The organism is Saccharopolyspora sp. NPDC050389 (assembly GCF_040655595.1).
Taxonomy (GTDB): domain Bacteria; phylum Actinomycetota; class Actinomycetes; order Mycobacteriales; family Pseudonocardiaceae; genus Saccharopolyspora.
Genome location: NZ_JBFAKG010000102.1, coordinates 26,674 through 32,718, shown reverse-complemented (window position 1 = coordinate 32,718; position 6,045 = coordinate 26,674). Strand labels below are relative to the sequence as shown.

The 6,045-nt window shown below is 71.0% G+C and carries 6 protein-coding genes; all 6 read left to right on the top strand.

Annotated elements, in window-relative coordinates:
- Positions 1-288 precede the first annotated feature (288 nt).
- Entirely contained in the window at positions 289-1,554 is a 1,266-nt protein-coding gene (locus AB0I53_RS41435) for an ATP-grasp domain-containing protein (protein ID WP_358614622.1), read from the top strand.
- The gene (locus AB0I53_RS41430; protein WP_358614620.1) at positions 1,551-2,345 is read left to right on the top strand and encodes a DUF364 domain-containing protein; all 795 of its coding nucleotides are present in this window, start codon (positions 1,551-1,553) and stop codon (positions 2,343-2,345) included. Before AB0I53_RS41435 ends, AB0I53_RS41430 begins: the two co-directional genes overlap by 4 nt.
- Positions 2,345-3,400: a PLP-dependent cysteine synthase family protein gene (locus AB0I53_RS41425; RefSeq protein ID WP_358614618.1), complete on the top strand. Its 1,056-nt coding sequence runs from the start codon at positions 2,345-2,347 to the stop codon at positions 3,398-3,400. Before AB0I53_RS41430 ends, AB0I53_RS41425 begins: the two co-directional genes overlap by 1 nt.
- Positions 3,397-4,416 (top strand): dipeptide epimerase, encoded by a 1,020-nt coding sequence (locus AB0I53_RS41420; RefSeq protein WP_358614616.1) that lies wholly within the window; start codon positions 3,397-3,399, stop codon positions 4,414-4,416. Before AB0I53_RS41425 ends, AB0I53_RS41420 begins: the two co-directional genes overlap by 4 nt.
- Positions 4,413-5,702, top strand: a complete 1,290-nt coding sequence (locus tag AB0I53_RS41415; protein ID WP_358614614.1) for an MFS transporter — start codon at positions 4,413-4,415, stop codon at positions 5,700-5,702. The genes AB0I53_RS41420 and AB0I53_RS41415 overlap by 4 nt, the downstream gene beginning before the upstream one ends.
- A partial coding sequence (locus AB0I53_RS41410) for a class I SAM-dependent methyltransferase (protein ID WP_358614612.1) occupies positions 5,669-6,045 on the top strand: 377 nt, incomplete at its 3' end. The genes AB0I53_RS41415 and AB0I53_RS41410, both read left to right, overlap by 34 nt.

Here is a 6,045-nt window from a genome sequence, read left to right as displayed (position 1 = left end):
GAAGTCCTCAAGACGGTCACGAACGGCATCCAACTCTGCGGGGATCACCCGTAGATCATCCCACAGAAGATCAACAACTAACAAAGCCCTACTAGGTCAACCCCCGCAAACAACCACCACCCCAACCCTTCGCTCGCCTTCGCTCGCCTTCGCTCGCCTTCGCTCGCCTTCGCTCGCCTTCGCTCGCCTTCGCTCGCCTCTCAACATCACACTCCCGGGCGAATTGCCCAATCTGTTGAAAACGATTATCATCACCGATCGTCGCGTAAGTGTTCGAAGGGAGTCGGAGTGGGCCACCTGCTGTTGGTGGAAAGCTGGGTCGGTGCGATGAGCACATTGCTGCCGAGGAGCATCAGGGAGGGCGGCCACCGGTTCAGCTTCGTGACCCGCGACCTCCAGCACTACCTGCGCGCCAGATCCGCATCCGGGCTGCATCCGTTGCTGGGAGCGGACAATCTGCTCACCGTCGAGACCAACGACGTGCCGCGCCTGCTGAACCACTTGGAGCGCCTGCAACCGGTCCTGGGGTTCGACGGGGTGCTGACCTCCTGCGACTACTACCTGGCAGCCGCCGCGAAAGCCGCCGAACGGCTGGGCCTCCCGTGCGCACCACCGGACGCCGTCGAGCGAGCGTGCTCGAAGGACCTCACCCGCAAGGCGCTGCGCGAAGCCGGCGTCCCGGGCCCGGCGTTCGCCCTCGCGGAGACGGCCTCCGGCCTCGAAGAAGCCGCAGAAGCGCTGGGATATCCCCTGGTCATCAAGCCGGTCGACCTGTGCGCGGGCATGTTCGTGCGCAGGGTCGACGGGCCGGGCCAGCTGCGCGAGGCGCACAACGAGCTCCTGGCGTTCCCGGTGAACGCGCGCGGTCAGCGGCGCAATCCCGTTGTGCTGCTGGAAGAGCTGCTCACGGGCCCCGAGGTGAGCGTGGAGACGGTGACGTTCCAGGGCGAGACCACGGTCGTCGGCGTGACCGACAAGAGCGTCGCCGGGCAGCCGTGGTTCGTCGAGTCCGGGCACATGTTCCCGGCGGCTCTGGACGCCGCGACTGCGGAGGCCGTGGCGGAAACCGCCGTCGCCGCCGTCGAAGCGCTCGGACTGGACAACATCGTCGGGCACACCGAGGTCAAGCTCACGCCGCGAGGCCCCCGCGTGGTGGAGGTGAACCCGCGTCCGGCGGGCAATCAGATCACCGAGCTCATCCGGCGGGTGACCGGCATCGACCTGGCCGCGGTCTACGCCCAGATCGCACTGGGGGAGAAGCCCGATCTGCACCGCGTCGACACCGGCGCGGAGAGCGCGGCGATCTCGTTCCTGCTCCCGCCCCGGCAAGGCACGATCGCCGAGATCGGCGGGGTTGCGGAGTTGGCGGCCGATCCGACGGTGGTCGACTGGGTCGTCAAGGATGCCGGGCATCGGGCGGGTGCCCCTACCAGCAACAACAACTACCTCGGGCACGTGATGGTCACCAGCGGCCGTCGCGGGGCGGCGCGCGCCCATGCCGAGGCGCTCGTCGCCGGGCTCGACGTGCGCTCCGTCGCGGAGGCGGGCGAGTGACGCCGCATTCGGTGGAGGACCTGACCGAGCAGGTCCTGAGTGGGCGTTTCGGCGCGGACGAAGCGCAGGTCAGCGTCGGATTCCTGACCCAGCAGGGCGTGCGGCACGCGGATCGGGCGCGGTCGTACCGGAACCACGTGCTGAGCCTGCGGGTCGAGGACGCGGTGGGATCCTGCGCGGTGGAACCGGGGGAGATCTCCGAGGAGGTCGTCCTCGGCTGCGTCGGCGAGCCCGTCCGTGACCTGCTGCGGAGCCCGCTGCCGGCGGTGCGCATCGCGGCGCTGGACGCCTACCTGCAGTGGCTGCGCCCGCATCACGACCATGCCGAGGAGGTCGTCATCGGTCGGGGCAGCTCGCTGCGGAAGTCGTTGCACCGAGCCGAATCCGTGGTGGAACTGCTGCCTCCGAGCCGGCGGGTGCTGGTCATCGGCGTCGTCAACTCGCTGCTGCACCACCTCCGCGAGCGCGGAACCGGCTACGTGGCGTGCGACCTCAAGGGCGGCGAAACCGAGTGGGGCGAGCCGGTCGTCACCGATGCCGTCGCGGCGCTCGACGGCTGCGATGCCGTGCTGGCGTCCGGCATGGTCGTCGGCAACGGCACGTTCCAGCCGCTGCTCGACCACGCCAGGGCCACCGGCAAGCCGCTGGTCATGTTCGCCCAGTCCGCGAGCGGCATCCTGCCGTGCTTCCTGGGCGGCGGAGTCACCGCCGTCTCGGCGGAGCCGTATCCGTTCTTCTGGCTCGACGGCGGCCCCAGCACCGTCTACCGCTACCGCACGGAGGTGCGCTGATGTGGGGCAATCCGGATCTGCTCGGCCTGCTCCGCGACACCCCGCTGGCGCGGGTGAGCGCGGCGCTGCCGCATCCGCAGCCGGGCTTCTGGGCGAAGCTGGAATGCCTGAGCGCGGGCGGGATGAAGGCCCGCGCGGCCGTCTCGATGCTGACCGGGGCCCGGCGCCGCGGCGAGCTGCATCCGGGCGCGGCGGTGGTCGAGTCGACCAGCGGGACGCTCGGCGTCGGCCTGGCCTTCGCCGGGCAGGCGCTGGGCCATCCGGTGGTCCTGGTCGTGGACAACGAGCTCGAACCGGCCATGCGGGCGCTGCTCCGGGCGCACGGCGCGTGCCTCGAGGTGGTCGACCGGCCGCATCCGGCCGGCGGTTGGCAGCAGGCCCGGCTGGACCGGGTGCAGCAGATCCGCCGCGAGCGGCCGGATGCGTTCTGGCCCGATCAGTACAACAACCCCGACAACCCGGCGGGCTACGAGGCGCTGGGGGAGGAGATCGCCCGGCAGATCGACCAGGTGGACGTGCTGGTGTGCAGCGTCGGCACCGGCGGGCACAGCGCCGGCACCATCCGCGCGATCCGGCGCAGGTGGCCGCAGGCGCGGTTGATCGGCGTGGACACCGTCGGCTCGACGATCTTCGGGCAGCCCGCCCGGCCTCGCGTGATGCGCGGGCTGGGCAGCAGCATCCACCCGCGCAACGTCGCATATGGACAGTTCGACGAGGTGCACTGGGTGGGGCCCGGCGAGGCGGTGCAGGCCTGCCGCACGCTGGCCCGGCAGGCGTTCATCACCGGCGGTTGGAGCACCGGGGCGGTGGCGCTGGTGTCGGCGTGGGCGGCGCGGGTCGAGCCGAGCGCGCACGTGGTGACGGTGTTCCCGGACGGGCCGCACCGCTACCTGGGCACGATCTTCGACGACGACTACTGCCGCGCGCGTGGCCTGCTGGCCGGGCCGACGGCGACCCGGCCGGTGGAGATCGCGCACCCCGCGGTGGAGGCGACGGGGTGGACGAGGTGCCGGCTGGTGTCGGATCCGCTGCTGGCGTTGGAGGTTCCGGCATGAGGCTGAGCTGGGCGGTGCGGGGCCTCGCGCTGCGCGAACCGTTCCGCATCTCGCGATCGGTGATGTCCGAGCGGGATGCGGTCGTGGTGGAGATCGAGCACGACGGCGTCGTCGGCCGCGGCGAAGTCGTCACCAGTACGTACTACGGCTTGACGGTCGAGCGCATCGAGGCGGAGCTGGCGGCCGCCCGCGAGGTGCTGGTGAGCGTGACCGATCCTGGCCGGGTTCCCGCGTTCAACGCTTCGCCTGGCGTGTCGGCAGCATTGGATTCGGCCGTGCATGACCTGGTCGCGACGCTGCGCGGTGTGCCGGTCTTCGAGTCGCTGGGCACGGCGCACTGGCAGCCCGTGCCGACGGCTTACACGATCGGCATCATGCCGACGGAGCGCGCCGTGCGGACCGCGCGCGAGCTCACCGGCCGGGGCTTCACGGTGCTCAAGGTGAAGCTCGGGGCCGGGGAGGAGCGGCAGGAACTCGCGCGCCTGGCGGCGATTCGCGAGGCTGCGCCGGGCGCTCGCCTGCTGCTGGACCCGAACGGGGCGTGGGCGCCGGAGCAGGCGGTCCGGCTGCTCAAGGCCGTCGCGGAGTACGAGATCGACGCGGTCGAGCAGCCGATCAAGCCGGGCACGCCGGATCTGCTCGCCGAGGTGGCCGCCCGGTCGCCGATCCCGGTCATCGCCGACGAGGACGCCGCCACCGCGGCCGACGTGCGCGTCCTGGGCTCGCGGGTGCACGGCGTCAACGTGAAACTGCCGAAGTGCGGCGGAATCCGGGCCGCTCGGGAGATCATCGGCATCGCCCGGGACAACGGCGTGGACGTCATGCTGGGCTGCTTGGTGTCGAGTTCGCTCGGCATCGCCCCGGCCGTGCACCTCACCGGCTTCGCCCGCTGGGTCGATCTGGACGGCCACCTGCTGCTGGCGCACGACCCGTGGACCGGGATCGGCGGCGATGACGGGGTGCTGCGGATCGCCGGCGACCGCGGATTGGGGGTGCGCCCGGTGGTGCCGTTATGAAGACGTGGCGGCTGATCCGCGGCTTCCCACTGGCCGTGCAGGTGCTGCTGGTCAACCAGCTCGGCGTCAACGCCGGGTTCTACCTGCTGATCCCGTACCTGGCGGGATACCTCGCCCACGACCTGGGCCTGTCGGCGATGCTGGTCGGGATCGTCCTCGGCGTGCGCAACCTCAGCCAGCAGGGCCTGTTCCTGCTGGGCGGTTCGGCGGCGGACCGGCTGGGCGCGCGGGGCGTCATCGTCGCCGGATGCGCGTTGCGCGCGGTGGGCTTCGGCCTGTTCGCCATCGGCACGTCGTTTTCGGTGCTGCTGCTGGCATCCGTGCTCAGCGGGCTGGCCGGGGCACTCTTCAACCCGGCCGTGCGCGCCTACCTCTCGCGGGAGGCGGGCGACCGGGGCGCCGAGGCCTTCTCGCTGTTCAACATCTTCGCCAACGCCGGGGCACTGTTGGGCCCGTTGCTGGGAAGCGTGCTGATGGTGGTCGGCTTCCGGCTGTCCGCGGTGGTCGCCGCAGTGGTCTTCGCGCTGCTGACCGTCGCACAGGTCGCGGTTCTGCCGATCCGCCGCGTCGAGCGCCCCGCCACGTCGGTGCTGGCGGATTGGCGTGGCGTCCTCACCGATCGCCGGTTCCTGGCCTTCACCGGGGCGCTCACCGGCATGTTCGCGCTGCAGAACCAGCTCTACCTGGTGCTGCCTATGCAGGCCGAGCGGCTCACCGGATCCGCGGGCGCGGTGGCGGTGATCTTCCTGGTCTCCACGGCGGCGACGCTGGCGTTGCAGGTGCGGATCACCGAACTGGCCCAGCGCCGGTGGAGCCGCGGCCAGGCCATCGCGATCGGGCTCGGGCTGATGGGTGCGGGCTTCGTCGCCACCGCGATCGCCGCGGCCGCAGTCCCGGCGACGCCCGCGGCAGGTGCGGGGGAGACCTTCGCCCGGCTAGCGCCGGTGCTGATCACGGCGTTGTTCCTGGCGCTCGGCGTGATGGTTGCGCAGCCGTTCGTCTACGAGCTGATCCCGTCGTTCGGCGGGCGGGAGCTCTCCGGCACCTACTTCGGCGTCTTCTACCTGCTTTCCGGTGTTGCGGCGGCCGCGGGCAACGCGCTGATCGGCTGGCTGACCGACCTCTCCGGCGATGAATGGTCGTGGCTGCCATCGGCGCTGTGCGTCCTCATCGGAGGGTGTTCGGCGCTCGCGGTGCTGGTGCTGGATCGCCGCGGCGGCATCGGACCAGACCAGAGAACGGGAGATTCGCATTGCGCCCCAACATCGTCAGCGCCAACTTCCTGACCGACAACCCGGCCATCTACGAGCAGCGGTTCCCGGATCCCGAGGACCTCGCGGCCCGGTTCGTCGATGACCTGGTGCACCGTTTCGGAGCGGGGCGGCGGCTGCTGGACGTGGGCTGCGGCACCGGCCGCGACGCCCGCTACTGGACCGCGCGCGGCTACCGCGTCACGGGCCTGGACTGCTCGCCGCAGATGGTGGAGTACGCGCAGGAGCACTGCCCGGAGGCGAACTTCGTGGTCGCCGACATGCGGTCGTTGGGTCCCCTGTGTGACGTTGGTGGGGAAGTAATCACAAAAGAACTCCCGACGCCGCTGGGGCGTCACAACCGCCCGTCAACACCGGT

Bases quoted from the DNA above. Each gene is read 5' to 3' on its own strand.
- AB0I53_RS41425 (WP_358614618.1), top strand. From the start codon at position 2,345: ATGTGGGGCAATCCGGATCTGCTCGGCCTGCTCCGCGACACCCCGCTG.
- AB0I53_RS41415 (WP_358614614.1), top strand. From the start codon at position 4,413: ATGAAGACGTGGCGGCTGATCCGCGGCTTCCCACTGGCCGTGCAGGTG.
- AB0I53_RS41420 (WP_358614616.1), top strand. From the start codon at position 3,397: ATGAGGCTGAGCTGGGCGGTGCGGGGCCTCGCGCTGCGCGAACCGTTC.